The following is a 26,584-nucleotide window of genomic DNA, read 5'->3' as shown; positions in this document are numbered from 1 at the left end:
GTGAAGATCGTGGCCACCAACAAAAAGGCCTACACGGACTACGAGATTCTTGAGACGTACGAGGCGGGCATCGTTCTCACCGGAACCGAAGTGAAGTCTCTCAGGAACGGTTCAGTCAATTTCAAAGACTCTTTCTGCCGGTTCAAAGATGGAGAACTGTATCTTTTGAACCTCCACATACCACCGTACAGTCATGGCGGAATACACAACCACGATCCAGAAAGACCCAGGAAACTTCTTCTTCACAAGAGGGAACTCAAAAGGCTCATGGGAAAAGTGCAGGAGGAAGGAATCACCATAGTCCCCTTGAAGATATACTTCAACGATAGGGGAATAGCGAAGGTAGAGATAGCCGTTGCACGGGGAAGAAAGAAGTACGACAAGAGAGAGGCGATAAAGAGAAGGGAGATGGAAAGGAAAATAAGAGAGTACATGAAGTACTCCAGATAACTGTGGTATACTCATGAAGAGAAAAAACAGATCCACAGGAGGTCGTGATCATGGCAAAAAGGTGTGAAGTGTGCGGAAAGGCGCCCAGATCTGGAAACAACGTGAGTCATTCCAACAAAAAGACCGGTAGATGGTTCAGACCGAATCTTCAAAAGGTACGAGTCGTGCTCCCGGATGGAACCATCAAGAGAATGCGAGTCTGCACTTCTTGCTTGAAAGCCGGAAAGGTGAAGAAATACGTAGGTCAGGTTTCGGAGGTGTGAGCGGGCGTTTCGCCCGCGTTGTTCATGACAATAAGATTCAGAACACCTTTCTGGTACAAGTTTGCCTTGCTCGCCTTATGGGTTGTGAGTTTTGATCTCACAATTTTCCTTTTATACAAACCCCTCTTGGCTCTTCTGAGGTATCTCTTCCTGATTCTGGATATAATCTTTGGTGTATGGGTACTTTCCATATTCAAAAGAGAAATCGTCGTCGATCAGGAAGCAGACGCGTTGAGATTGGGAAAAAAAGTCTTCAGGCTCTCTTCGGTGAAGAGTGTAGAGAAGAGAGCTCTATCTGTAGTTTTTTATTTTGAAGATGGGACATCTTTTGTTTTTCCTCATCCTGTTGAGGACTTCGACTTTTTGAAGAAATTGATCGTCGAGAAAGGAAGTGAGTGAATTGAAACTGGGAGATCTGATGCCGAAGGATCTGCTTGGTCAGGAACTCTTCGTTCAGGATCTCAAGGATCACATCAACGACAACGTCGAAATCGTTCTGAAAATTCGAAGCAAAAAGCTTCAAGAAACTAAAGACAACAAGAAGTTTCTGATAATGACCCTGGAGGATCGAACAGGGGCGGTGAGGGCCGTTGACTGGTACAACGCTGAGTTGAACGATCAGAGGTTGAAAGAAGGAAGTGTCGTCAAGGTGAAGGGAAGGGTCGTTTTCTTTGAAAACAGAATCCAGATAAACGTAGAAAACGACTACAACGCCATCAGGGTTTTGAAGAAAGATGAATACGACTTCTCGAAGTTCGTGGCCCAATCGAAGAAAGATCTTGAGGTTATGAAGAAAAAATTGTTCTCTTTGATAGATCAGATCAAAGATCGAGATTACAAAAGACTGTTGAGGGCATTTTTCGTAGAAGATGAGGAGTTCTCAGAAAAGTTCTTCAAATCGCCTGCGGGGATGAGGGTTCATCATGCCTACATAGGAGGACTTCTGGAACACAGCCTTACGGTTGCAGAAATATGCAGGGAAATCAGCAGGTATTATCCGGTGGATCGTGATCTTCTCATAACCGGGGCTCTTCTCCACGACGTAGGGAAGGTGAGAGAGTACGTTGTTACGGAGTCTGGAATCGATGTGACCACGGAGGGAGAATTGAAGGGGCACATATCGATAGGTGCCATGATGGTGAGGGAGAAGGCAAAAGAACTTGGCCTTCCTGAGAAAAAGGTGCTAGAAGTGGAACACATCATCCTTTCTCATCATGGAGAACTGGAGTGGGGATCTCCCGTTGTACCGAAGACCATAGAGGCGTTGATCGTTCACCATGTGGAAAATCTTGACTCAAAACTTGCCAGGTTCTTTGAAATCATAGAGAACGCCGATTCGGATCAGGTGTGGACGGAGTACGACAAGAACCTCAAAAGAAGGATATTCATAAGAGGTGAGGAGCTGAATGAGTAAAAAAAAGAAGTACATAATAGTGGAATCTCCGGCGAAGGCGAAGACGATAAAGGGAATTCTGGGACCTGAGTATGAGGTTTTCGCTTCGATGGGACACATCGTGGATCTTCCAAAGAGTAAGTTCGGTGTTGATTTGAAGAACAACTTCGAACCCCAGTTCACCGTGATAAAAGGAAAGGAAAAGATCGTCGAAAAGATAAAGGCTATTTCGAAAGATGGAGAGATATTCATCGCTTCCGATATGGACAGAGAAGGTGAAGCCATCGCGTGGCATGTGGCCAGACTCACAAACACCCTTGGAAAGAGAAACAGAATCATCTTCTCTGAGATCACCCCCAGGGTCATAAAGGAAGCGGTCAAAAATCCCCGGAAAATAGATATGAACAAGGTTCATGCCCAGCTTGCAAGGAGGATTCTGGATAGAATCGTTGGCTACTCTCTGAGCCCTGTGTTGTGGAAGAATTTCAAATCCAACTTGAGCGCCGGTAGAGTACAGTCTGCCACTTTGAAACTCGTGTGTGACCGGGAAAGGGAAATACTGAGATTTGTACCGAAGAAATACCATCGCGTTGTCGTTAAGTTCCATGGTCTGGAAGCCGAGATGATAACGAAGGAAAAGACCTTTCTGGAAGAGGATGTACTCAAAGAGCTGCAGTCCATAGAGGAACTGGTTGTGGAGGAAAAGACCGTCTCCAGAAAGAAGTTCTCACCACCGGATCCCTTCAAGACCAGTTCACTCCAACAGGAAGCCTACGCGAAACTGGGTTTTTCTGTAGCAAAGACCATGTTACTCGCCCAGCAGCTGTACGAAGGAGTGGAGACGAAAGAAGGTCACATCGCTTTCATCACCTACATGAGGACGGACTCCACCCGAGTTTCAGACTACGCTAAAGAGGCCGCTCGTGAGCTGATAGAGAAAGATTTTGGAAAGGAATACATCGGAACTGGAAGAAGAAAAAAGAGCAGGACTGCCAGGATACAGGATGCTCATGAAGCCATACGCCCTACGGATGTTTTCATGACGCCCGAAAAGATCAGCAAGTATTTGAACCCAGATCAGAGAAAGCTTTATGAACTGATATGGAAAAGGTTCTTTGCTTCTCAAATGAAACCCTCAGAGTACGAAGAGACTCGCTTTGTGTTGAGATCGAAAGACGGGAAATACCGATTCAAAGGTTCGATTCTGAAGAGGATCTTCGATGGTTACGAGAGAGTATGGAAAACGGAGAGGAACGTCGGTGATTTTCCCTTCGAAGAGGGTGAGATCGTAAAACCGGTGGAAGTGGAGATAAAGGAACTGGAAACAAAGCCAAAACCCAGATACACTGAAGGTACTCTGGTGAAGGAAATGGAAAGACTCGGAATAGGACGCCCCAGCACGTATGCATCTACGATAAAACTTCTTCTTTCCAGAAAATACGTGAAGAAAATCAGGGGATACCTCTATCCCACGGTTATCGGAAGTGTTGTCATGGACTACCTGGAGAAAAAGTACGCCGACATCGTGGATATTTCTTTCACCGCCGAGATGGAGAAAGAACTCGACGAGGTAGAACAGGGAAAGAAAACAGACAAAGTAGTTTTACAGGATTTCTATCGAACCTTTTCAAAGGTCTTCAACGAGAACGACAGGATCATCATCAATTACCCAACGGATCAAAAATGTTCCTGTGGAAAGGACATGGTTCTTTCTTTTGGAAGGTATGGGTTTTACCTGAAGTGTGAATGTGGAAAAAGCAGAAGTGTAAGAAACGATGAGGTTGCCGTCATAGAGAACGGAAAGATGTTCATCGGGAGGAAGAACGATGAAGATAGCACTTCTGATGGGGGGAACGTCAAGAGAAAGAGAAGTCTCACTGAGAAGCGGAGAAAGGGTAAAAAAAGCTCTTGATGCTCTGAGGTACGAATACGTCGTCTTCGACGTTGGCAGAAATTTCCTGGAAGAGGCTCCAAAGTTGAAGGAGTTCGACCTGGTGTTCAACGTGCTTCACGGAACGTTCGGAGAGGATGGTTCACTCCAGTCCATACTGGATTTCCTCGGGGTTCGGTACACGGGTTCTGATGCGTTCTCCAGCATGCTCTGCTTCGACAAACTTCTCGCCTACAGATTCCTGAAGGATTTTGTTAAGATACCGAATTTCGTCGAAGTCAAGGAACACATCGATTCATCTCCTGTTGGTTATCCCTGTGTGGTGAAGCCACGAAGAGAAGGTTCCAGTATCGGTGTTTTCATCTGTGAATCGGATGAGGAATTCCAGAGGGCGCTGAAAGAAGATCTACCGCTCTACGGCAGTGTGATCGTTCAGGAATACATCCCGGGGCGAGAAATGACGGTATCGATAATAGAGACCGAAGAAGGTTTCAAAGTTTTACCCATACTGGAACTGAGACCAAAGAGAAGGAAGTTCTATGATTACATCGCGAAGTACACAGAAGGTGAAACGGAATTTCTGCTGCCAGCCCCGCTGAAACCAGAAGAAGAACAGCGAGTGAAAGAAACTGCCCTCAGGGCATTCACTGAAGCAGGCTGCAGGGGCTTTGGACGTGTGGATGGAATCTTCTTCAACGGAGAGTTTTTCTTTCTCGAGATAAACACAGTCCCGGGACTCACCGAACTCAGCGACCTTCCCGCGAGTGCAAAGGCAGCTGGCATCGAATTTGAGGAGTTGATAGATATAATCATAAAGAGTGCCTTTTTGAAAGGAGAGTGAGGCCATGAGGTTCATAGAAAAGATGATACCTGAAGAATCTCCGATCCAGTTGCTCGTTGGTCTTGCTAGGCGTGGAGAAACAGCGGTGGTCCTGCTCAAGGATGCTATCCAGGACTATTTTGAAAAGAAGTTCGGTGAAGGACACCTCAACCGTGTCATCGATCTGGAGAGAGATGCTGACCAGTTGAAAGCGAAGCTGAAGAGAATTTACCAGAAGATCAAATACTCCTACTTCGAAAAGGATGATTTCCTCTACATAGTGCACAAATCGGACGAAATACTCGACATCGTGAGAGATGTGGTCATTATGCTCGACATGAACAGAGTTGATGATGTGCCAGAGGAAGTAAAAGACCGCTTCCTGGAACTTGTTGACAGTGTTCTCAGCACGATCAGAGAAACGGTGGAGGCTGTTGAGCAACTGAAGGTTCTGGCAGAAACGGATTTCTCCCCGATCGAAGAGGAGAAGGAAAGGAGGGAAGTGTTTGACGTCTCAATGGAGGAAAGAGAGGTGGACACCATCTCCAGAGATCTTGGAAAGAAACTCTACTCTTTGAAGAATTCCATGAATCCGGTCGATCTCATCTTTCTGAACAAGATAGCACGTCTTGTCTCGAAGATTGCGGACCAGGGAAAGGACATAACAAAGAGGATAAACTCTGCAATTTTGAAATAAAGGAGGGAGTGTCGTGTTAATACTCGTTGTGGCTGGAGTTCTCGGATTCATAATGGCGTTCTCCATAGGAGCCAACGATGTTGCAAACTCCATGGCGACTGCTGTGGGTGCCAGAGCCATCACCGTAAGGCAAGCTGCTTTGATAGCCATGTTCCTTGAGTTTCTGGGGGCTGTGATGTTTGGATCTCATGTTTCGCAGACGATAGTGAAGGGAATCGTGGAGATCGAAAGGATACAACCGGTCGAACTCATGTACGGTTCTCTTTCGGCGCTGATAGCGGCTTCTCTGTGGATCCTGATCGCCACAAACTGGGGCTATCCCGTTTCCACGACGCACTCGATAGTTGGTGGCATGCTGGGATTTGGAATTGTAGCAGCGGGTTTCGATGGAATAAACTGGAAGGTGTTTCTCTTCATAGTCCTGTCCTGGATCATTTCTCCTCTCCTGGGTGGAGCACTGTCCTTTGTCGTTTTCAAACTGATCTCTTTCACCATATTTCACACAAAAAACCCGAAAAGATCCTCTGTTTTCGCCGTTCCCTTTTTCATATCTCTGGCCATCTTCACCATGGCATCCCTCTTTGTGAGGAAAACTCTGAAACAACCATTGTCTGAATCCTTGATCTTGGGATTGGTCCTCGCCGTAGTGACTTTTATCTCACTGCATTTGATCGTCAAGAGATTGATCCGAAACAGCAAGAACGAGTACGATGTGGTAGAAAATGTATTCAAACGTGCTCAGATTCTGACCTCTTGCTATGTTTCTTTTTCGCACGGTGCAAACGACGTGGCAAACGCTGCCGGTCCAATAGCCGCAGTCATGATGGTTGCATCAACGGGTGTTATCCCCAAAACCGTTGAAATTCCCTTTCTGGCACTTGCTTTGGGTGGAATCGGTATCTCCATGGGGGTTTTCTTCCTCGGGCAGAAGGTCATGGAAACGGTGGGTGAGAAGATAACCACCCTGACGAACTCAAGGGGATTCACCGTTGACTTTTCAACCGCAACGACGGTTCTTCTTGCGTCCTCACTGGGTCTTCCTGTTTCCACCACGCACGTGGTCGTGGGAGCGGTCACCGGTGTTGGATTGGCCAGAGGGCTTGAGGTTGTGAACGTCGGTGTTCTCAAGAACATAGTTATTTCCTGGTTTCTGATCGTTCCCACCGTCGCTGCGACCTCTGCGGGTGTGTATTCTATTTTGAAACTCGTGTTAAAATTCTAATGGGGGTGTAAAGATGAAGATCGTGACCACCACACTGGAACTGAAGGACAAGGTAACAATAGCATCAAAGGCACTCGCAAAGAAATCGGTCAAACCGGTTCTTGCTGGCTTTCTCTTCGAGGTGAAGAACGGAAACTTCTTCATCTGTGCCACAGATCTTGAAACGGGTGTTAAGGCGTCAGTTAACTGCGCCGAGATTTCTGGGGATGCTCGATTTGTAGTGCCAGGGGATGTTCTTCAAAAACTTGTGAAGGTTTTGCCAGACGAGACCACCGAGCTTTCCCTCGAAGGAGACAATCTGGTGATCACGTCGGGAAGTACTGTTTTCAGGATAACAACCATGCCGGCCGATGAATTTCCGGACATTGCTCCGGCGGAATCTGGAATATCCTTCGAAATCGACACATCACTTCTGGAGGAGATGGTTGAGAAAGTCATATTTGCGGCGGCGACAGATGAGTTCATGAGAAACCTGAACGGTGTGTTCTGGGAGCTTCACAAAGGTTTTCTCAGGCTCGTGGCAAGCGACGGTTTCAGATTGGCACTGGCTGAGGAGCAAATAGAAAACGAGGAGGAGACGAACTTTTTGCTTTCTCTGAAGAGCATGAAGGAAGTCCAGAACGTTTTGAACAACACAACGGAACCGACGGTGGTTGTGAGATACGATGGACGAAGGGTTTCCCTCACAACGAACGATGTTGAAACCGTGATGAGAGTGGTGGACGCGGAGTTCCCCGATTACAGAAGGGTGATACCCGAGACCTTCAAAACGAAGGTAGTTGTTTCGAAGAAGTCCCTTCAGGAGTCTTTGAAAAGGGTGATGGTGATCGCCAGCAAGGGAAGCGAATCCGTGAAGTTTGAGATAGAAGAGAACACGATGAGACTTGTGAGTAGGAGTCCGGACTACGGTGAAGTCATCGATGAGTTGGAGGTTCAGAAAGAGGGTGAAGACCTCATCATAGCGTTCAATCCGAAGTTCATAGTGGATGCCCTGAAGCGCATTGAAACGGAAGAACTGGAGATGAACTTTGTCGACTCGACCAGTCCCTGTCAGATAAATCCTCTCGATATCTCCGGCTACATTTACATTGTCATGCCCATAAGATTGGCATGAGGTGAGAATTTGAGGTCAGACGATGATAGAGTCTATGACATCATAGTGGTGGGTGCCGGTCATGCCGGTATAGAAGCGGCTCTGGCTTCTGCTCGAATGGGTTTCAGGGTACTGGTGCTCACTGTGAATCCCGACACGGTAGGCTGGGCTCCCTGCAACCCAGCCATAGGTGGTCCCGCAAAGGGTGTTGTTGTTCGTGAAATAGACGCTCTCGGGGGCGAGATGGCCAAAACCACCGATGAGACGATGATCAACGTACGAATGCTGAACGTGAGCAAAGGACCGGCTGTAAGAGCTCTGAGGGCTCAGATAGACAAGATCTCGTACAGCAGAACCATGAAAAGAAAACTCGAAACCAACCCGAACATTGTTTTGAGACATGGAATCGTTGAAAGGCTTCTTGTGGAGAAAGGCAAAGTCGTCGGAGTTGTTGACAACTACGGGATAGACTATCTTGGGAAGGCCGTTATCATCACAACCGGCACGTTCTTGAGGGGAAAGATATTCATAGGTCGATCGGTTTTTCCTGCAGGTAGAATGGGGGAGTTTCCGGCTGCAAAACTCACGCAGAGTCTGATCGAACTGGGTTTTGAGGTTGGAAGATTCAAAACGGGCACTCCCGCTCGGGTCTTGAAGCGCAGCATAAACTTTTCTGTCATGGAGAGGCAGGACACGTCAGATGAGCCCCTTGCATTTTCTTTCTTCAGCGAGCCAAAAGTCCTTCCGAAAGATTATCCCTGCTGGCTGACCAGAACAAATCCCGAAACCCATAACATAATAAGGCAGTACCTGGAATTTTCGCCACTCTACGGAACGGTAAAACTCATAGAGGGTGTTGGACCAAGGTACTGTCCATCGATAGAGGACAAGGTGATCAAATTCAGGGACAAAGAATCCCATCAGGTCTTCGTTGAACCAGAGGGCAGAGACACGGAAGAGTACTACCTGAACGGTCTGAGTACGAGTCTTCCGTATGAAGCCCAGATAAAGATGATAAGGAGCGTGAAGGGACTGGAAAACGCCATCATCACACGACCTGCTTACGCCATAGAGTACGACTACATAGATCCAAGACAACTCTATCCAACACTCGAGTCAAAGATCGTGGAGAACCTGTTCTTCGCAGGGCAGGTGAACGGAACGAGCGGCTACGAAGAAGCGGCCGGGCAGGGCTTAATAGCCGGTATAAACGCCGCCTTGAAGTTGAGAGGGGAACCTCCCCTGATTTTGAAAAGATCGGAAGCCTACATCGGAGTTCTCATAGATGACCTGGTGACAAGGGGTGTCGACGAGCCCTATCGACTTCTCACCTCAAGGGCAGAGTATCGCCTTCTCTTAAGACACGACAACGCTCACCTCAGACTGGCAAAACACGGTTATCGTGTTGGATTGATCCCAAAGTGGTTCTACGAAAAGGTGCTTAGTCTGGAGAGAAGAGTCAAGGAAGAAATAGAGAGGCTCAAAAAAGTTGTGATCAAACCTTCAGACAGAATCAACGACATTCTGATGGCCGAAGGCACAACTCCTCTGAAAGAAGCAACCTCTCTCTACCAGCTCTTGAAGCGACCAGAGTTGAGTTACGAGGTGCTGAAGAGATTCGATCCGAATCCCATAGACGATCCAGAGGTTGCGGAACAGGTGGAGATCAACGTGAAGTACGAGGGATACATCCAGAAGATGTTTGAAGAGGTGGCGATATTCGAAAAGTACGAAAGTTACGAGATACCTGCAGACATAGACTACGACGTTGTTCCAAACCTCTCCACCGAGGCAAGGGACAAATTGAAGAGGATCAGACCAAGATCGATAGGACAAGCCATGAGGATCCCGGGCATCAATCCTTCCGATATATCCAACCTCATCATCTACCTGGATGGAAGGAAAAAATGAGACTGGATAGATATCTTTCAAACAGGGGAATAGGAACAAGGAAAGAAGTAAGGGCGTTAATAAAACACGGAAGGGTAACCGTCAACGACAGAACAGTCCTCGATCCCGCTTACAAACTCTCGGATAAAGATGTGGTGAAAGTCGATGGAAAGGTGATCGATCTTCCCGAAAAAGTTTACATCCTCTTCTACAAACCTGCCGGCTACGTTACAAGCACCAGAGATCCTCACTCGGAAACTATCATGGAATTCTTACCGGATATAAAGGGTATATTCCCTGTGGGAAGACTCGACAAGGATGCAGAGGGGCTTCTTCTGGTGACCAACGATGGTGAGTTCGCCCACAGGGTGATCTCTCCGAGATGGAAGGTCGAGAAAGAGTACGTGGTCAAAGTGGAAGGAGAGATAACGGAGGATAAACTGGAAAAACTGAGAAGAGGTGTGAGTTTAAGGGATGGTTTCTTTGCAAAAGCAAAACACGTGGAGAAAATCTCGAATGATACGGTGAAGATCGTCATAACGGAGGGGAAGTATCATCAGGTGAAAAGAATGATGGCGGCGGTTGGTTTGAAAACGATCCATTTGAAGAGAGTCAGAATAGGTGGACTCAGACTTCCCCAGGAGATGAAACCGGGTGAGTACAGGTTCCTCAGCGAAGAGGAGGTGAGGCAGGTCTTTGAAGGAAACGATCAGAAAGAAGATCGAACTGGCACCGGATGATCCGGGAGTTTACCTGTTCAAAAAGGGTGAGACTCCCATATACATAGGAAAGGCAAAGAGGCTCTCTTCCAGACTGAAAAGTTATCTCAATCCCTCCTCGGAGAAGGTTGAAAGGATAGTGGAAGAGGCGGACGATCTGGAGACGATCGTGGTAACAACCGAAAAGGAAGCGCTTCTTCTGGAGGCAAATCTCATAAGAAAATACAGGCCAAAGTACAACGTTCGACTGAAAGACACGGAGTTTTACCCTTACATCCGGATATCGAATGATGACATCCCCTATGTGGAAATCGTGAAGAGAAGGCTGAAGGATGGTACCTACTTCGGCCCCTACACGACGGTCCGTTTTGTTCGAGATCTTCTTGAGACGCTTCAAAGGATACTGGGTTTTAGAACGTGCAAGTTCGATCTGAACAGGGTGAAAAGACCCTGCTTTCTTTTCCATCTGAAAAGGTGTGTTGGACCGTGTGCTGGTAACGTTGATCAGCACGAAGAAGCGATAGAGAAACTGAGAGACTTCCTCTCTGGAAACATGCGGGACGTTTTCGATTATCTGCGCAGGAAGATGGAACTTCACAGCAGGATGCTGGATTTTGAGAATGCTGCAAAGTACAGGGATCTGCTTTTGAACCTTTCGAGTGTTCTGGAGTCGCAGGGAGTTGCTTTTGAAGAGAAGATCAACTGTGACGTTGTAGTTCACGCTCAGGGATTGTTCGTGGTTTTGAGGGTAAGGGATGGTTATCTGATAGGAAAGATCTCCTTTGAGATGGAAGGAGGAAACCTGGACGACTTCATAAGAGAATACTACGTGTCTGGAAGGGGAGATGTGCCAAATTCTCTCGTAGTGGAAAGCGACCTGGAAGAAATGGACTACACCTCACTGGGTTTCCAGTATGTTGGAAAACCTCGATCTCAGCTGGAAAAGGATCTGCTGGAAAAGGCCAGGAAAAATCTCGAAACCGAGCTGAGTATGAGAGGGCTTAAAAAAGAAGCACTGAAGGAGTTGATGAAACTGTTGAACCTGAAAGAATTCGTCTATAGAATAGAGGGAATCGATGTTTCTCATCTTCAGGGCAAACACACCGTTGCTTCCCTTGTGGTGTTCGAGGATGGCCTCCCGAAAAAGAGCGAGTACAGACGGTACAGATTGAATCTGGAACGGCCCGACGATTACGAAGCTATAAGGGAAGTTGTAAGAAGACGGTACAGCAAACATCCTCTTCCGAACCTTCTGTTCGTGGACGGTGGAAGGGGACAGGTAAACGCTGCCCTGGAAGCGTTGAAAGATCTGGGAAAAGCATGTCCCGTTGTTGGTCTTGCGAAGAAAGAGGAGATCATCGTGACTGAGGACAAAGATATCGTACTCCCGCAGGATCATCCTGTTTTGAGGCTTCTCATTCAGGTGAGGGACGAAACTCACAGATTCGCTGTCAACTACCACAGAAGAAGAAGGGAAAAAGAGTCTCTCAGATCTGTTCTGGACGAGATTCCTGGAGTGGGTCCTATCAGAAAAAAGAAGCTTCTTGAGCACTTTGGTTCCATAGAGAGCATTCGCTCTGCTTCTGTGGAAGAAATAGCAAGAGTAATAGGAAGCGCTGAGGTGGCAAGGAGAATTCTGGAGAGATTGTAAACTTTTAGTAAAAAGTCCAATTTTTTTCTTTGTGATATCCAAATCCGCTTCTGATGCTGGTTCTGGAATTCAAAATCTTCGAAATGCTTTTGTGTAGAGACTTGCAAACCCCTCGTACAAAATGGTATATTTACAAGCAGTGAGGAGATCGCTTCACAACCCTAGGAAGGAGGGGGTTTCATGAACAAGAAGGAACTCGTTGACAGGGTGGCGAAGAAAGCGGGTGCGAAGAAGAAGGACGTGAAAGTGATCCTCGATGCTGTTCTCGAAACGATCACAGAAGCCCTCGCAAAGGGCGAGAAGGTCCAGCTGGTTGGATTTGGAAGCTTTGAAGTGAGAAAGGCAGCCGCCAGAAAAGGCGTGAACCCGCAGACCAAGAAACCCATCACCATTCCCGAAAGGAAAGTTCCGAAGTTCAGACCTGGAAAGGCTCTCAAAGAAAAGGTCAAGTGATGGGGAAGGGGAATCCCTTCCCCTTTATTTTCCCACGCAGAAGGTGGAGAATATCGCGTCCAGAAGGTCCTCCCTGAAACTCCTGCCGGTGACTTCATCGAGAACATGAAGGGCCCTCTCCAGATCGATGGATACCAGATCGATAGGTGTTTTGTTCTTCAAAGATTCGATGGCACTTTCCAGAGATTTTTTCACGTTTTCAAGCAGCTGTTTTTGGCGAAGATTCGTTATCAGAGAACTGGAACCCTTCTCGAATATTTCCTGTGTTTCCCTGTAGACGGCTTCTTCCAGTTTCTCCAGGCCTTCACCTTTCAGCGCTGAGATCTTAACTATGTGCCTGTCGGTTCCGAGTTTCCTTTTCAGCTCTTCCTCGTCTATTCTCTCGACAATATCCACCTTGTTTATCACCACAAGGTATCTTTTGTGCTTTATTCTCTCGAGAATCAATCGGTCCTCGTCGTCCAGCGGTGATGATGCGTCGAGCACGAAGAGAACGATATCGGCCTTTTCTATCTCCTGAAAAGTCCTTTCTATTCCCAGCCTTTCCACCAGATCTCTCGTTTCGGATCTCACTCCCGCTGTATCCACAACTCTGAACAGAATGCCTTTTATCACGATCTCTTCGCTTATCACGTCCCTTGTGGTTCCAGGTATGTCGGTGACGATCGCTCTGTCTTCTTTCAAAAGCCTGTTCAGAAGAGTGGATTTTCCCACATTAGGCTTTCCCACTATCACCATCCTGAGACCCCTGTTCAGCATGATTCCTGCGTCCGCTTTTTTCAGTTCTTCTTTCAGTCTTTCATGAATCGATTCGATCTTTGTTTTGACACTTTCCACATCCGTCTCCACATCATCGGGATAGTCCAGTTCCACCCTGATCTCCGCGAGGACGTTTATGAGTTCTTCCCTCAGTGTTTCAACAAATTGTCTCAGGCCACCTTTCAGATTTTTCAGAGAAAGCTTCAGGCTCGCTTCACTCTTTGCTTCTATAAGATCCCGCACTGCCTCGGCGGAGGTGAGATCCATCTTTCCGTTCAGAAAGGCTCTCTTTGTGAACTCACCTGGCTCTGCCATCCTCGCCCCTGCACTCAAGAACACATCAAGGAGCTTTTTCACAACGAATGGCCCACCATGACACATCACTTCCACCATGTCTTCTCCGGTGTAACTCCTTGGAGATCTGTAAAAGATCACTACCACTTCATCAATGTCTTCTCCGTTTTCTCGTATCCAGCCATGGATCGCTTTTCTTGGGACGATGTTTGAGCGGGTTTTGAAGTGTTTTCTTACAATGCCCCAGCTTTCAGGGCCACTCAATCTCAAAATCGCTATCGCTCCCTTTCCGGGTGGCGTGGCAACCGCCACTATCGTGTCCATACTCTCATCTCCCAAGAGACTTCAATATCTTCACAGCTTCAGAAGCGTTCTTTGCGTAATAATCGGCTCCAAGTTCTTTCGCCAATTTTTCGTTCAAAGATGCGCCACCTGCTATAACCGGAACTTTCAATCCCTTCTTCTTAAGGCTTTCAACGACTTCCTTGATCCTTCCCACGGTGGTCGTCATCATGGCAGAAAGTCCCAGTGCAACCGGTTTTTCTTTTTCTACCGCTTCCACTATTCTTTCGGTATCGACGTCTTTTCCCAGGTCTACCACTCGATAACCGCTACTCCTGATAACGGACGCCACGATGTTCTTTCCTATGTCGTGTACGTCTCCTTTCACGGTCGCTATGACGAAGGTTTCTCCCTGGTTTTCGGATGAAAGCATCGATGCCAGTTTGTCGAAGACGGGTTTTACAGTCTGAGCAGCAAGAATGAGTTGAGGAAGGAATATTTTTCCTTTGTCGTAAAGCAAACCGATTTTCTCCATGGCCGGTCTCAGGTGCTCCTCTATTATCGAGAGAGGATCTTTCTCTTTCAGGAGGTTCTCCACCTCTTTTTCAACGTCCTCTCTTCTTCCTGAAAGTATCGCTTCCACCAGTTTGTCTTCTCTTACCTCGGCTTTTGGAAGATCTTTCTTTTCAAGAATCACGAGCGTGCTGTCCAGGGTCTTCATCAGGTTCTCATCGAGCGGGTTCATGATGGCTGAACTCAATCCCTTTGATATTCCAAGAACGAGAAAAGCCGTGTTGTAAAAACTCCTGTCGGGCAGCCCAAAGGAGAGATTGGAAAGACCAACAGTCGTTTTGAAATCCATCTTCGAGATGTACTCTATGGTCTTCAATACCTCGGTGGGCTTTCCCTCTGCTCCAAGGGGCAAAACTCCCGGATCGAACAGCACTCTGTCCAGAAAACGGTGTTCTTCCAGGATCTTCAAGGCTTTTTCGAAGTTTTTCTTTCTCTCTTCGAAGGTCTTTGGAACGTCATTTTCCATGAGAAGAACAATGAGAACTCCACCGTATTTTTTCAGCATGTTTATCTTCTCTTCGAGATCTTTTTCCGTGACTTTTGATGAATTGAACAGGGGTCTTCCGGGGTATACTCTCAGGGATCTTTCTGCAAGGTTTAAACTCTGCACATCCAGAGACAGGGGAACGCTTGCTGTATAGGGAAGTGACTGCACCACTTTTTCCACATAAGATGGATCCACCTGGGATTCTATGCCGAAGTTGACGTCGAGAACCTCTGCACCTTTTTCCACCTGATCCTTTGCCTCGTTCGCCACCACATCCAGGTTTCCTTCCTGCATTTTCTTCCACAGCTTCTTTCTTCCCGCAGGATTTATTCTCTCCCCTATCACCACGAAGTGGTCGAACGTCACAAGTTTAGACGGGGAAGAAACGGCGATGATCTTTTTCTTTTTCCTTGGAAGTGGTTTTCTGCTTCCGAGCACCTTTCTGAACAACTTTATGTGTTCTGGAGTGGTGCCACAGCAGCCACCAAAGATGTTCACGCCTGCCTCGTAGTAGGAATCGATGTGAACTGCAAAGTCTTCTGGTTTCAGGGGGTAAACCGTCTTTCCGTTTTCCAGAATGGGCTTTCCGGCGTTCGGTTCTACGACGAGGAACTTGTCGGTGTACTGAGACAGTTCTTGAAAGATGGGAAGGATCTCCTCCGGTCCGAGTGAGCAGTTTATACCCAGGGCATCGACATCCAATTCATCGAAGGTGAGGGCAAAGTTCACCGGATCCGTCCCCGTGAGACTTCTTCCATTCTCGTCGAACGTCATGTGCGCTATGAGGAACACATCCTTTGAAACATCCCTCACCGCGAGAACCGCCGCTTTCAGTTCCAGAATGTCGGAGAACGTCTCCAGAATGATGCCGTCCACACCTTCTTCCACCATGATCCTGGCTGTTTCTTTGAAATTCTCGTAGAACTCTTCGAACAGGGTGTTTCCAAGCGGGAAAGGGAGCTCTCCCGTTGGACCGATGTCACCGAACACAAGTCTTTCACCGGCGGCTTTTCTTGCGATCCTCACTGCGTTTCTGACGATAGAATCCAGTTCGTTCTCCAGTCCGTGCTTTCTCAGTTTCATTTTTGTGGCACCGAAGGTGTTTGTCAACACGGCATCGGAGCCACTTTCTATGTACGTCCTGTGGACCTTAAAAACCACCTCAGGTGCTTTTATGTTGAGTTCTTCTGGAAGTTCTTCGTGTCCCAGTTTCATGAACTCCGTTCCATACGCCCCATCCAGGAGCAACACCTTTTCCGACAACATTTTTGCGACTTCACGCCTGTTCCTCATTCTTTTCCCTCCATCCCACGAGTGCTGTGATGGTTTTTCTGGGAACGAGAACGTAGGAATCTTCGAGTACGTCCACATCCACTTCGTCTTTGAAGAGTTTTACTATCTCTTTGTTCAGCGAAAGTGGCAAATCCCCATAACCCGGTGATATCCTGAAACTTCCTTCAAGGTGAGATCGTTTCGTTCTCAGATCGGAGTCGACCTTTCTGAGGGCGTACTCCACCATCTCCGATGCGATACCGTCTATGAAAAAGCCAAGAAGATCGTTTCCTTTCTTGAAGCACTCTTCTATTTTCTTATCCACCTCTTTTCCCAGCGTGGCAAGAAAAACGGTGATGATCTTGCTACCCGACAGATGCTTCTTTGCCAGATCACCCGTGATCTCTATGTCGTTGAAAGAAAGGGATCCCTTTGTTTCGAAATCTTTCCACAGAACAACAGGTTCTGCAACCTTGAGTAACTCTTCGTAAGCCTTCATCACGTATTCTCTGAAATGCTCCGGAATTTCCCTGGCCTTTCCAAATCCAAGTTTTGCTTTCAACACGTTGTCTGGAATCTTTATTTCCTCCGGATTCAGTTCAACCTTTGGCAACCTCCACCACCATCCTTATTTTTTCGAGATCCTTTACGACGGCCACTATGTAGAAACCGTCGACGATGTTTCTGGTTTCCTCGACGAACCTCAGAACAGCCTCGAAGCTTCTCTCCTTCACATGTTCGTCGCCCTTTTCTGCTGACTCGATTATTTCTTTTGGTATTTCTATTCCCGGAACACCAGAAAAGTGATTCATTTGCTTTGCGTTTTCGAAGAATGCTATCGAAACAAGGATTTTCGTGCTCAATTTCTCCTTGATCTTTTGTGCTACATCTTTCTGGAAAAGAGGTTGTGTGACAAGGAAATCCACTCCAGCCTCTATTTTTTGCTTTGCCCTCTCCAGATCTTTTTCGCTGAATGGATTCAACGCACCTCCAACGAAGAAATTCGTCTTCCCATACATCCTGTTTCCCGCAAGATCTGTTCCTTCGTTCAAAAGTTTTGTGAGTCGTATAAGATCCAGTATATCCACGTCGTTCACGGAAGTTGTCTGTGGATAATCCCCGTGGGACGGATCGTCTCCAGAGAGGAGCAAAAGATTCTCTATTCCGAGGGCGTGACACCCCAGAAGGTCGGACTGTATCCTTATCATGTTTCTGGTGTTCCTTGTGAAATGCATGAGAACCTCCTTTCCACTCTCCACAAGCAGATGAGAGACCGCCCATGGTGCCATTCTCACCCTGCCCATGGGCATGTCCGTCACCGTGAACGCGTCGATGCCGGTTTCCCAGGCTTTTTCAGTGAAATCCAGAAACTTTTTTAGATTCGTCCCTCGCGGTGTCAGAACCTCCAGAACCACACACTTTCCTGATTCAAGAGATTTTCTCAACTTGCTACCTCCTTTCCTGTGTTATCATAGAAGTTGGGAAGAAAAACAAGGAGGAGGTCCTCATTATGAGAAAGTGGCTCGTTTTCATTTCGGTGTTGATCGCTGTCCTTTCTTTTTCACAAATATTAAACTATGTCCCGACCGATTTCAAGGCGATTCGATATGTGAAAAATCTCTCGGACTTCTACGGTGAACTCAAAAACCTTCCTACCGGAAGATTCCTCACAGAAACTCTTGGCCTGGAGATGATGGTTCAGGGTGTTCTGGAATCCCAGCTTCTCAGCAGAAACATAGAACCTTCAGATTTCTACGATCTTCTCTCCCATGAGCTCCTTTACGTACAGCTCGACGACGAAGACAACTGTTTTATCCTGGGACCGTCCAGCAAGGCAAAGACTCTGAAAGACAGTGTGAAATCCCTTCTGGCCGATCTTTTTGGAGCAGAAAGCGTCGTCACGATGGAAAAGGATGGTTATCTTTTCATAGGTACGAGCAAAGCGGTGAGCGCTGCTTTGAAGGGTGGAGGAAGTGTTCCTGAGGAGTTGAAGAGTCTCGATTTCTTCAATTACGCCAGAGTTCATGTGAAAGACTATTCGTTCACGATTGTGAGCAGGAAAAAACCGGTTGAGGATCATCTTACCATAGAGACAGAAATAATTCCCAATGATGACATCTCCGGAGATTTCCTGAGAGAAGTTGGCCAGCCAAGGAACATTCCACAGGACTACTACGTGTACGGTGAACTGACGCTCATATTCAACACGGCAAATTACGACGGTTTGATGGATCTGATTTCCAACGCAGGTATCAGCCTCTCCAGTGAAAGTGTGGAAGTCCCCGTCCAGCTTCCAGACGAAAAACTCGGAAAAGCAATGGAGAATCTTTCGAAGAAACTGGACACTCCCATGTTTATCAGTGCCAACATCTCTTCGTCGCTCATGGACCTGATTTCAGGCTCGACACCCACCACTCTTGAACTTGTGGCAAAGGCCAGGATAAAAGATCCCAAAGCCATCGAAGAGGCCTTGAAAGAAGCCAACGTTCAGTACGAAAAGAGAGGAAAAGAATTCATTCTGCAGAACAACCTGCGTCTTGTTTTAGAAAACGGCACGGTCGTTTTGAAGAGTGAACAGTTCACACCGAAGACTCCTGGTGAGCACCCTGGCGAAAAGGACGTATTCTTCCTCTTTCTCGATATGAAAGCTGTGATGGAGGCACTCGTTGGAGAGGGTGAAGAAGCGTACGTACTTGTGAGAGGATTCTACGATGATGGAAAAATGGTTCTCTATGTTAACGTGAAATGATACCGAAGTTAATCGTGAGTTTTTGTGCTTATAATAGATCTTGGATTACGAAGAGAAAAGGAGGGAGTCAGAAGATGGCCAAGAAATACGTGTACTTCTTCGCAAACGGTAAAGCAGAAGGCCGGGCAGACATGAAAGATATCCTCGGTGGAAAAGGTGCCAACCTTGCTGAAATGACCAACCTTGGTATACCCGTTCCCCCCGGTTTCACCATCTCCGCAGAGGTTTGTAAGTACTACTACGATCACGGAAGAACCTATCCAGAAGAACTCAAGGAACAGGTTGAAGAAGCAATGAGAAGACTCGAAGAGGTCACCGGAAAGAAGTTCGGTGACCCCAACAATCCGCTCCTTGTTTCCGTCAGATCCGGTGCGGCCATTTCGATGCCTGGAATGATGGATACAGTTCTCAACCTCGGGTTGAACGATGAAACAGTGAAGGGACTCGCCAAGCTGACCAACAACGAAAGGTTCGCTTACGACGCTTACAGACGATTCCTTCAGATGTTCGGTGACGTCGTTCTCAAGATACCTCACGAAAAATTCGAAAAAGCCCTCGAAGAAATCAAGAAGGAAAAGGGTGTAAAACTCGACACAGAACTCGACGCGGAGGATCTCAAAAAACTCGTCGAGAGGTACAAGCAGATCTACAAGGAAGAGGGTAAAGAGTTTCCGCAGGATCCCTGGAAACAGCTCTGGCTCGCCATCGATGCTGTGTTTGGTAGCTGGATGAACGAAAGAGCAGTGAAGTACAGGGAAATCCATGGGATCAAAGAAGGAGATCTTCTCGGAACGGCCGTGAACATCGTCGCAATGGTTTTTGGAAACATGGGTGAGGATTCCGGAACAGGTGTTGCGTTCACAAGAGATCCGAACACAGGAGAAAAGAAACCCTACGGAGAGTTCCTGCCCAACGCTCAGGGTGAAGACGTCGTTGCCGGTATAAGGACTCCGTTGAAACTCGAAGAACTGAAGAACAGAATGCCCGAAGTCTACAATCAGCTCCTTGAAATAATGGACAGACTTGAAAAGCACTACAGAGACATGCAGGACATCGAGTTCACAGTCGAAAAAGGCAAGCTCTACATCCTCCAGACAAGAAGCGGAAAGAGAACATCTCAGGCTGCTATAAGAATTGCCGTTGATATGGTCCATGAAGGACTCATCACCAAGGAAGAGGCCATTTTGAGAGTCAGGCCAGAGGATGTTGAGCAGGTGCTTCACCCTGTCTTCGACCCGAAAGAAAAGGCCCAGGCGAAGGTCATCGCAAAGGGTCTTCCAGCATCACCGGGAGCCGCAACTGGTAAGGTTGTCTTCAATGCCAAGAAAGCGGAAGAACTCGGAAAAGCCGGAGAACTCGTTATCCTTGTAAGACCGGAAACAAGCCCCGAAGACGTCGGTGGAATGGCAGCAGCACAGGGAATTCTCACCTCCAGAGGAGGAATGACCTCTCACGCTGCCGTCGTTGCAAGAGGAATGGGTAAGCCCGCCGTTGTCGGAGCAGAATCCATAGAGGTTCATCCAGAGGAAGGGTACTTCAAAGTCGGAGATGTCACCGTGAAAGAAGGAGAATGGATCTCCATCGATGGAACGACCGGAGAGGTTCTCCTTGGAAAGGTGACGACCATAAAACCACAGGGACTCGAAGGACCAGTTGCCGAACTTCTCCAGTGGGCTGACGAAATCAGAAGACTCGGTGTGAGAACCAACGCAGACATTCCAAGGGACGCTGAGGTTGCCAGAAAGTTCGGTGCTGAAGGAATCGGTCTTTGCAGAACAGAACACATGTTCTTCGAAAAAGACAGGATACCCAAAGTGAGAAGAATGATCCTTGCCAAGACAAAGGAAGAAAGAGAAAAGGCCCTGAACGAACTTCTGCCACTTCAGAAGGAGGATTTCAAGGGACTCTTCAGGGTGATGAAAGGCCTTCCGGTCACAATAAGGCTCATAGATCCTCCTCTTCACGAGTTCCTCCCGCAGGAGGACGAGCAGATCAGAGAGGTCGCAGAACAGATGGGAGTTTCCTTCGAAGAACTCAAGAACGTCGTAGAGAATCTCAGAGAACTCAACCCAATGCTTGGACACAGAGGATGTAGGCTCACCATCACGTACCCTGAAATCGCTGTGATGCAGACTAAAGCGATCATCGGAGCGGCCATCGAACTCAAGAAAGAGGAAGGAATAGATGTCATACCCGAGATCATGATTCCTCTTGTGGGACACGTCAACGAGATCAGGTACTTGAAGAAGATCATCAAAGAAACAGCCGATGCGCTGATCAAAGAGGCAGGAGTCGATCTCACCTACAAGATAGGAACCATGATCGAAGTTCCAAGAGCTGCTGTCACCGCACATCAGATCGCAGAAGAGGCTGAATTCTTCAGCTTTGGAACGAACGACCTCACGCAGATGACCTTCGGATTCAGCCGAGACGACGTTGGAAAGTTCTTGCCGGAGTACCTTGAAAAGGGCATCCTCGAACACGATCCGTTCAAATCTCTCGATTACGATGGTGTGGGAGAACTGGTGAGGATGGGAACGGAGAAAGGAAGAAGCACAAGACCGGACCTCAAAGTCGGAGTCTGTGGAGAGCACGGAGGAGATCCAAGATCGATCCTGTTCTTCGACAGAGTGGGTCTTGATTACGTTTCCTGTTCTCCTTACAGGGTACCCGTTGCCAGACTTGCAGCAGCCCAGGCGGCTCTGAAGAATAAACAGTAACAATTGGGCCGGGCTTGTCCCGGCCTTTACCTTGAAGGAGGTGCGATAATGCCCTACGTGAAGAATACGAAAGAGATACTGGATAAGGCCAGCAGGGAAGGTTATGCCGTTGGTGCGTTCAACTTCAACAACATGGAATTCCTTCAGGCGATCCTTGAGGCAGCGGAGGAAGAAAAAGCCCCTGTCATAGTTGCCACATCCGAAGGTGCGATAAAGTACATAGGAAAGGGTGACATAGAAACCGGTGCAAAACTCGCCGTTGAGATGGTCAGAACCTACGCGGAGAAACTCTCTGTTCCCGTGGCTCTCCATCTGGACCATGGAAGAGACTTCAGAATAATCATGACCGCCATAAAGGCCGGTTATTCTTCGGTGATGATAGACGCGTCTCACCTGCCGTTTGAAGAAAATCTCAGAGAAACCAAAAAAATTGTGGAGATCGCTCATGCCGTTGGTATCAGTGTGGAAGCAGAACTTGGAAAACTCAAGGGAATAGAAGACAACGTTGTGGAGAAGGAATCCGTCCTCGTCGATCCCGAAGAGGCAAAGATCTTTGTGAAAGAAACAGAAGTGGACTTCCTTGCTCCCGCCATTGGAACGAGCCACGGAGCGTTCAAGTTCAAGGGAGAAGCGCAACTTGACTTTGAACGACTCAAGAAAGTGAAAGAGTACACCCAGATTCCTCTTGTCCTCCATGGGGCATCCATGGTTCCTCAGGATGTTGTAAAACTGGCAAACGAGTACGGAGCAGAACTTTCCGGAGCAAAAGGTGTACCCGAGGACATGTTGAGAAAGGCCATAGAACTTGGAATCAACAAGATCAACACGGACACCGATTTGAGAATCACCTTTGTTGCTTATTTGAGGAAGGTACTCTCCGAAGACAAGTCGCAGATAGACCCAAGGAAGATCTTCAAACCCGTGTTCGAACACGTGAAAGAGATAGTCAAAGAAAGAATCAGAATCTTCGGATCCAGCGGAAAGGCGTGAGGTGAAAGAAATGAAAGTACTCGTGATAAACTCTGGAAGTTCTTCGATAAAATACCAGCTCATCGAGATGGAGGACGAAAGGGTCCTCTGTAAGGGTATCGCCGAAAGAATTGGACTGGAAGGCAGCAGGCTCGTTCACAGGGTAAACGAAGAAAAGCACGTAATAGAAAAAGACCTTCCCGATCACGAAGAAGCGTTGAAACTCGTTCTGAACACCCTGGTTGATGAAAAACTCGGTGTTATAAAAGATCTCAAAGAGATAGATGCCGTTGGACACAGGGTGGTCCACGGTGGTGAGAAGTTCAAAGAATCCGTGTTTGTAAACGAAGAAGTGATCAAAGCAATCGAGGAGGTCTCCCCGCTTGCTCCGCTTCACAACCCGGCAAACCTCATGGGAATAAAGGCAGCCATGAAACTTCTTCCTGGAGTTCCCAACGTTGCAGTCTTCGACACAGCGTTTCACCAGACGATCCCTCAAAAGGCCTATCTTTACGCTATTCCCTATGAGTACTATGAGAAGTACAGGGTCAGACGCTACGGTTTTCACGGAACAAGCCACAGGTACGTCTCAAAAAGGGCAGCAGAGATCCTCGGGAAAAAACTGGAAGAACTCAAGATCATCACCTGTCACATAGGAAACGGAGCCTCCATAGCAGCTGTGAAACATGGAAAGTGCATCGACACTTCCATGGGATTCACTCCTCTTGAAGGGCTCGTCATGGGTACAAGATCTGGTGATTTGGATCCAGCCATTCCTTTCTTCATCATGGAGAAAGAGGGAATCTCTCCCCAGGAGATGTACGATATACTGAACAAAAAGAGCGGTGTCTACGGTCTTTCGAAGGGTTTCAGTTCTGACATGAGAGATATTGAAGAAGCCGCTCTGAAGGGAGACGAGTGGTGCAAGCTCATCCTCGACATCTACCACTACAGGATCGCCAAGTACATTGGTGCGTACGCTGCAGCGATGAACGGAGTCGATGCCATAGTCTTCACGGCCGGTGTTGGAGAAAATTCCCCAATAACAAGGGGAGATGTCTGTTCCTATCTGGAGTTCCTCGGAGTGAAACTCGACAAACAAAAGAACGAGGAGACCATAAGGGGAAAAGAGGGAATAATCTCAACACCAGATTCTCGTGTGAAGGTTCTGGTTGTTCCCACGAACGAAGAACTCATGATCGCAAGGGATACGAAAGAAATAGTTGAAAGGCTCGGAAAGAGGTGATCCTGTATTCTTCCAAAGTACAGAATCATAGAGAAGTTCTTGATCGAAGAGATAAAATCGGGAAAGTACAAACACGGAGACAAACTTCCGACGGAAAAGGAACTGATGGAAAAGTTCAACGCCAGTCGGGAGACGGTGAGAAAGGCCCTCGAAAGACTGGTCGTGAAGAACCTGGTCATCAGAAAGCCAGGGCTTGGAACGTTCGTGAACATCGAAAGGAGAAACAAAGTCGTTGGAATCCTCGTTCAGCAGATCACGAGTTACATATTTCCGTACATAACGCTTGGCGCTGAAGAGGTTCTTTTCACCAATGGTTACAAGATGCTTCTTGGAAACGCATCCGAGGATCCGCACAAAGAGAGGCAGATCATAAACGAGTGGCTTGAAATCGGTGTGGATGGTCTCATTATAGATCCTGTGTGCAGTGCCACCAGGCGTTCCAACAGAGATCTCATAGAAGACATTGTACGGAAGGGAACGAAGGTGGTTCTTGTCCACACCAACTGGGATATAGAAGGTGCGGGAAGTGTCGTTCTGGACGACTGGTACGGTGGAGAAAAGGCCGCAGAGATCTTTTATCAATACGGCCACAGAAACGTGGCAGTCCTCTACAAAACCATACACCTTCCCAGTGTTGTCAGAGCTCAGGCGTTTTTAAAGCGAGGACGAGAACTCGGTTTTGAAAAGATCCATGAAAAATCCTTCCACGTTTCCGAGTTCACCGGTGTTGTTATGCAGAGTGCATTCGAGCTTCTTTCACTTCCCAAGGATCAGCGTCCCACAGCCGTTTTCTGCTACAACGACGCAACGGCTTTGCAGTTCTTTCTTGCAGCCAGGAGAATGGGACTGAAGATACCGGACGATGTCTCTGTCATAGGATTCGACGATGCTCCCATAGGTGACATCAGAGAAATCCTGACCACGTTCGAGCATCCAAAAGAGGAAGTTGGAAAAAAGGCTGTTGAAATCCTTTTGAAAATGATCGATGGCGAAAAACCTGAAAAGTACGTTTTCAAGCCAAGGCTCATCATGAGAGAATCCGTCACGTATCCAAAAAAATGAGGGGCTTTCGCCCCTCGTTCATCTTTTTAAAAGTCCCCAGTAGAGTTCGTTCCATCTCAGTTCCTTTTTGAAGTTCTCCAGATCCAGATTTTCATCGATGACAAGATACTCTATCTCCAAAGCCTCCGCCCAGTCGATGAGGTACTCCACATCCACCGCTGTTGAGAAGGCAGTGTGGTGGGATCCTCCAGCGAGAATCCACGCAGTCGTCGCCCTCTTGAAATCAGGAAGCGGCTTCCACAAAACTCTTGCCGTTGGAAGTTTGGACATCTTCCTTTCAATGGGAACAGACAACACTCTGTTCACTACCAGCCTGAACCTGTTTCCCATGTCAACGATGGAGGCGTTGACAGCGGGACCTTCTTGTCCATCGAAAACAAGGCGTGCAGGATCTGCTTTTCCACCGATGCTGAGAGGATGCACCTCTATTCTTGGCTTTTCCTTAGCGATCGTGGGGCACACCTCTAGCATGTGCGCTCCCAGCACGAGTTCGTTTCCCGGTGTGAGATGGTAGGTGTAGTCCTCCATGAAGGATGTACCACCGGGAAGACCAGCTCCCATGACCTTCAAAGCCCTCACAAGCCCGGCTGCCTTCCAGTCTCCTTCCGCTCCAAATCCATACCCTTCCTCCATGAGCCTCTGGACTGCAAGACCGGGAAGCTGGGGAAGATCGTGAAGATCCTCGAAGGTGGTGGTGAAGGCGATGGCATTCTTCTCTTTCAGAAACTCTCTCAGTGCAATCTCCATCTTCGCCTGTTCTCTGATCGCTTTGAGGCTGTATTCGTCCTCTGGCATGATGTACTTTTCCCTGTACTCCTTCAACAGTTCTTCTACTTCGTTTTCTGGGACTGCTTTCACCCTTTCGGCGAGCTCCCCAACACCCCAGGTGTTTATGGACCAGCCGAGTTTTATCTGTGCCTCTACCTTGTCTCCTTCGGTGCTGGCAACCTCTCTCATGTTGTCACCGAATCTTACGATCTGACCCGTTCTTCCATCCTGTATCGCGCAGGCCACTCTCATCCATTTTGCGATCTTTTCCCTGACTTCTCTGTCTTCCCAGTGTCCCACAACGACCTTTCTTGGGAGTCTCATCCTCGCGTGAATGAATCCGTGTTCCCTGTCACCGTGGGCGGATTGGTTCAGGTTCATGTAGTCCATATCGATCGTGTCCCACGGGATCTCCCTGTTGTACTGGGTGTGGAGGTGAAGCAGGGGTTTTTTATTAATGGAGAGGCCTCTTATCCACATCTTCGAAGGTGAGAACGTGTGCATCCACACGATGACACCGGCGCATTTTGGTTCTGCATTTGCCTTTTCGAAGATCTCTCTGATCTCGGCGGAATTTTTCAGAACGGGTTTCAGAACGATCTTTGAGGGAAAAATGGGATCATTGTTCAGTGCCTCAACTATCCTGCTTGCCTGCTGCTCTACCTTCTTCAACGTCTCCAGACCGTAGAGATACTGGCTGCCGACAAGAAACCAGAACTCATACTGTTTGAGATCGATCATTCTCCAACCTCCCTTCCGATGTGTTCATCTTCATAGTATAACACAAAAGTACGTACCTTTATACGTATCCTAACACAACACTAGGGAAGTGAATGTTAACAAATTGACTGTAGGGTGATT

The 26,584-nt window shown here is 47.6% G+C and carries 23 protein-coding genes; 18 read left to right on the top strand and 5 right to left on the bottom strand.

Features of this window, described 5'->3' with window-relative positions; all coding sequences use genetic code 11:
- From smpB to hup, 13 genes are all read left to right on the top strand, one after another.
- Positions 1 to 450 carry an SsrA-binding protein SmpB gene (gene smpB / locus TRQ7_RS03565; RefSeq protein WP_174872576.1) on the top strand — a complete coding sequence of 150 codons (450 nt, stop codon included), beginning with the start codon at positions 1 to 3 and terminating at the stop codon, positions 448 to 450.
- Between the two features lie 50 nt (positions 451 to 500).
- Complete coding sequence (gene rpmB, locus TRQ7_RS03560; protein WP_038066635.1) at positions 501 to 713, top strand: 50S ribosomal protein L28; 213 nt, start codon at positions 501 to 503, stop codon at positions 711 to 713.
- Positions 714 to 839: 126 nt separating this feature from the next.
- Positions 840 to 1,112: a hypothetical protein gene (locus TRQ7_RS03555; RefSeq protein WP_236681735.1), complete on the top strand. Its 273-nt coding sequence runs from the start codon at positions 840 to 842 to the stop codon at positions 1,110 to 1,112.
- 1 nt (position 1,113) lies between these two features.
- Positions 1,114 to 2,127: an HD domain-containing protein gene (locus tag TRQ7_RS03550; RefSeq protein WP_041437470.1), complete on the top strand. Its 1,014-nt coding sequence runs from the start codon at positions 1,114 to 1,116 to the stop codon at positions 2,125 to 2,127.
- The gene (gene topA / locus TRQ7_RS03545) at positions 2,120 to 4,018 is read left to right on the top strand and encodes a type I DNA topoisomerase (protein WP_041844049.1); all 1,899 of its coding nucleotides are present in this window, start codon (positions 2,120 to 2,122) and stop codon (positions 4,016 to 4,018) included. The genes TRQ7_RS03550 and topA overlap by 8 nt, the downstream gene beginning before the upstream one ends.
- Positions 3,933 to 4,838 carry a D-alanine--D-alanine ligase gene (locus tag TRQ7_RS03540; RefSeq protein WP_038066631.1) on the top strand — a complete coding sequence of 302 codons (906 nt, stop codon included), beginning with the start codon at positions 3,933 to 3,935 and terminating at the stop codon, positions 4,836 to 4,838. Before topA ends, TRQ7_RS03540 begins: the two co-directional genes overlap by 86 nt.
- Positions 4,839 to 4,842: 4 nt before the next feature.
- Positions 4,843 to 5,514, top strand: coding sequence for a DUF47 family protein (locus TRQ7_RS03535; protein ID WP_015918921.1), 672 nt, complete (start codon positions 4,843 to 4,845; stop codon positions 5,512 to 5,514).
- A gap of 13 nt (positions 5,515 to 5,527) precedes the next feature.
- A complete protein-coding gene (locus TRQ7_RS03530; protein WP_015918920.1) occupies positions 5,528 to 6,736 on the top strand; it encodes an inorganic phosphate transporter in 1,209 nt (402 codons plus the stop codon).
- A 13-nt stretch (positions 6,737 to 6,749) separates the two neighbouring features.
- A complete protein-coding gene (gene dnaN, locus TRQ7_RS03525; RefSeq protein ID WP_041844048.1) occupies positions 6,750 to 7,850 on the top strand; it encodes a DNA polymerase III subunit beta in 1,101 nt (366 codons plus the stop codon).
- 9 nt (positions 7,851 to 7,859) lie between these two features.
- Positions 7,860 to 9,740 carry a tRNA uridine-5-carboxymethylaminomethyl(34) synthesis enzyme MnmG gene (mnmG, locus tag TRQ7_RS03520; RefSeq protein ID WP_041844047.1) on the top strand — a complete coding sequence of 627 codons (1,881 nt, stop codon included), beginning with the start codon at positions 7,860 to 7,862 and terminating at the stop codon, positions 9,738 to 9,740.
- Positions 9,737 to 10,459 (top strand): pseudouridine synthase, encoded by a 723-nt coding sequence (locus TRQ7_RS03515; protein WP_015918917.1) that lies wholly within the window; start codon positions 9,737 to 9,739, stop codon positions 10,457 to 10,459. Before mnmG ends, TRQ7_RS03515 begins: the two co-directional genes overlap by 4 nt.
- On the top strand, positions 10,416 to 12,089 hold the full coding sequence (gene uvrC, locus TRQ7_RS03510; RefSeq protein WP_038066627.1) for an excinuclease ABC subunit UvrC: 1,674 nt from the start codon (positions 10,416 to 10,418) through the stop codon (positions 12,087 to 12,089). Before TRQ7_RS03515 ends, uvrC begins: the two co-directional genes overlap by 44 nt.
- Positions 12,090 to 12,269: 180 nt before the next feature.
- Positions 12,270 to 12,542 carry a DNA-binding protein HU gene (gene hup, locus TRQ7_RS03505; protein ID WP_015918915.1) on the top strand — a complete coding sequence of 91 codons (273 nt, stop codon included), beginning with the start codon at positions 12,270 to 12,272 and terminating at the stop codon, positions 12,540 to 12,542.
- A 24-nt stretch (positions 12,543 to 12,566) separates the two neighbouring features.
- Here hup and mnmE read toward each other — a convergent pair whose 3' ends face one another.
- From mnmE to TRQ7_RS03485, 4 genes are read right to left on the bottom strand one after another with little or no spacing between them, the layout of a single operon-like run.
- The gene (gene mnmE, locus TRQ7_RS03500; RefSeq protein WP_041844046.1) at positions 12,567 to 13,919 is read right to left on the bottom strand and encodes a tRNA uridine-5-carboxymethylaminomethyl(34) synthesis GTPase MnmE; all 1,353 of its coding nucleotides are present in this window, start codon (positions 13,917 to 13,919) and stop codon (positions 12,567 to 12,569) included.
- A gap of 4 nt (positions 13,920 to 13,923) precedes the next feature.
- A complete protein-coding gene (locus tag TRQ7_RS03495) occupies positions 13,924 to 16,230 on the bottom strand; it encodes a homocysteine S-methyltransferase family protein (RefSeq protein ID WP_015918913.1) in 2,307 nt (768 codons plus the stop codon).
- A complete protein-coding gene (locus TRQ7_RS03490) occupies positions 16,214 to 16,822 on the bottom strand; it encodes a methionine synthase (RefSeq protein ID WP_038066621.1) in 609 nt (202 codons plus the stop codon). Before TRQ7_RS03490 ends, TRQ7_RS03495 begins: the two co-directional genes overlap by 17 nt.
- On the bottom strand, positions 16,809 to 17,654 hold the full coding sequence (locus tag TRQ7_RS03485) for a methylenetetrahydrofolate reductase (RefSeq protein WP_041844045.1): 846 nt from the start codon (positions 17,652 to 17,654) through the stop codon (positions 16,809 to 16,811). Before TRQ7_RS03485 ends, TRQ7_RS03490 begins: the two co-directional genes overlap by 14 nt.
- Positions 17,655 to 17,719: 65 nt before the next feature.
- Between TRQ7_RS03485 and TRQ7_RS03480 the strand changes: the two genes are divergently transcribed.
- The 5 genes from TRQ7_RS03480 to TRQ7_RS03460 all read left to right on the top strand — a co-directional run bounded on the left by TRQ7_RS03480 (position 17,720) and on the right by TRQ7_RS03460 (position 24,955).
- Complete coding sequence (locus TRQ7_RS03480) at positions 17,720 to 18,958, top strand: hypothetical protein (protein WP_038066616.1); 1,239 nt, start codon at positions 17,720 to 17,722, stop codon at positions 18,956 to 18,958.
- 74 nt (positions 18,959 to 19,032) lie between these two features.
- Positions 19,033 to 21,678, top strand: coding sequence for a pyruvate, phosphate dikinase (gene ppdK, locus TRQ7_RS03475; protein ID WP_041844044.1), 2,646 nt, complete (start codon positions 19,033 to 19,035; stop codon positions 21,676 to 21,678).
- A gap of 48 nt (positions 21,679 to 21,726) precedes the next feature.
- On the top strand, positions 21,727 to 22,668 hold the full coding sequence (gene fba / locus TRQ7_RS03470; protein WP_041844043.1) for a class II fructose-1,6-bisphosphate aldolase: 942 nt from the start codon (positions 21,727 to 21,729) through the stop codon (positions 22,666 to 22,668).
- 10 nt (positions 22,669 to 22,678) lie between these two features.
- Positions 22,679 to 23,893, top strand: a complete 1,215-nt coding sequence (gene ackA, locus TRQ7_RS03465) for an acetate kinase (RefSeq protein WP_041844042.1) — start codon at positions 22,679 to 22,681, stop codon at positions 23,891 to 23,893.
- Between the two features lie 6 nt (positions 23,894 to 23,899).
- Positions 23,900 to 24,955 carry a GntR family transcriptional regulator gene (locus TRQ7_RS03460; RefSeq protein WP_081434632.1) on the top strand — a complete coding sequence of 352 codons (1,056 nt, stop codon included), beginning with the start codon at positions 23,900 to 23,902 and terminating at the stop codon, positions 24,953 to 24,955.
- Between the two features lie 18 nt (positions 24,956 to 24,973).
- On the opposite strand, the gene araA is transcribed toward TRQ7_RS03460, so the two are convergent.
- On the bottom strand, positions 24,974 to 26,464 hold the full coding sequence (gene araA / locus TRQ7_RS03455; RefSeq protein ID WP_041844041.1) for an L-arabinose isomerase: 1,491 nt from the start codon (positions 26,462 to 26,464) through the stop codon (positions 24,974 to 24,976).
- Positions 26,465 to 26,584: the final 120 nt, after the last annotated feature.

Origin of the sequence: Thermotoga sp. RQ7, assembly GCF_000832145.1 — a bacterium.
Taxonomy (GTDB): domain Bacteria; phylum Thermotogota; class Thermotogae; order Thermotogales; family Thermotogaceae; genus Thermotoga; species Thermotoga neapolitana.
The sequence above is the reverse complement of the archived record's forward strand: the minus strand, read 5'-3'. Positions and strand labels throughout refer to the sequence as shown.

Coding starts and splice junctions, on each gene's coding strand:
- TRQ7_RS03495 (WP_015918913.1), bottom strand. CDS start 16,230: ATGAGGAACAGGCGTGAAGTCGCAAAAATGTTGTCGGAAAAGGTGTTG.
- TRQ7_RS03480 (WP_038066616.1), top strand. CDS start 17,720: ATGAGAAAGTGGCTCGTTTTCATTTCGGTGTTGATCGCTGTCCTTTCT.
- araA (WP_041844041.1), bottom strand. CDS start 26,464: ATGATCGATCTCAAACAGTATGAGTTCTGGTTTCTTGTCGGCAGCCAG.
- ackA (WP_041844042.1), top strand. CDS start 22,679: ATGAAAGTACTCGTGATAAACTCTGGAAGTTCTTCGATAAAATACCAG.
- dnaN (WP_041844048.1), top strand. CDS start 6,750: ATGAAGATCGTGACCACCACACTGGAACTGAAGGACAAGGTAACAATA.
- hup (WP_015918915.1), top strand. CDS start 12,270: ATGAACAAGAAGGAACTCGTTGACAGGGTGGCGAAGAAAGCGGGTGCG.
- TRQ7_RS03535 (WP_015918921.1), top strand. CDS start 4,843: ATGAGGTTCATAGAAAAGATGATACCTGAAGAATCTCCGATCCAGTTG.
- TRQ7_RS03540 (WP_038066631.1), top strand. CDS start 3,933: ATGAAGATAGCACTTCTGATGGGGGGAACGTCAAGAGAAAGAGAAGTC.
- fba (WP_041844043.1), top strand. CDS start 21,727: ATGCCCTACGTGAAGAATACGAAAGAGATACTGGATAAGGCCAGCAGG.
- ppdK (WP_041844044.1), top strand. CDS start 19,033: ATGGCCAAGAAATACGTGTACTTCTTCGCAAACGGTAAAGCAGAAGGC.
- TRQ7_RS03515 (WP_015918917.1), top strand. CDS start 9,737: ATGAGACTGGATAGATATCTTTCAAACAGGGGAATAGGAACAAGGAAA.
- topA (WP_041844049.1), top strand. CDS start 2,120: ATGAGTAAAAAAAAGAAGTACATAATAGTGGAATCTCCGGCGAAGGCG.
- mnmE (WP_041844046.1), bottom strand. CDS start 13,919: ATGGACACGATAGTGGCGGTTGCCACGCCACCCGGAAAGGGAGCGATA.
- rpmB (WP_038066635.1), top strand. CDS start 501: ATGGCAAAAAGGTGTGAAGTGTGCGGAAAGGCGCCCAGATCTGGAAAC.